Raw genomic sequence first — 344 nt, 5'->3', positions numbered from 1 at the left:
GTGATAGAGAGCTGCGGTGTACCTGACTGGCTATACCAAAGCTTAAAACGACTCATATCCCGGCCGCTAACATCTGCCATCGCCTGAACAAAATCATCAGTTGTAACCGCCTGGCCATCATGGCGTTCAAAATAAAGATCTGATCCTTTACGAAAAGTATCTGCGCCCAACAATGTACGCAGCATCCGCACCACTTCACACCCTTTTTCATACACTGTCAGAGTATAAAAGTTTGAAATTTCAATGAATGAAGCAGGACGTACCGGGTGCGCCATTGGGCCAGCATCTTCAGCAAACTGCGCGGTACGCAACAGGGTAACGTCTTCAATACGTTTAACCGTACG

Annotated in this window: 1 protein-coding gene; it reads right to left on the bottom strand. The window is 47.4% G+C overall.

The genetic code is table 11. From position 1 onward, the window contains the following. Window positions 1–344: M1 family aminopeptidase (locus tag QWI17_RS16680; protein WP_302723659.1), on the bottom strand; the 344-nt coding region annotated here is incomplete at both ends.

Origin of the sequence: Gilvimarinus gilvus, assembly GCF_030518155.1 — a bacterium.
Lineage (GTDB): Bacteria > Pseudomonadota > Gammaproteobacteria > Pseudomonadales > Cellvibrionaceae > Gilvimarinus > Gilvimarinus gilvus.
This window is presented reverse-complemented; position numbering and strand designations above follow the sequence as displayed.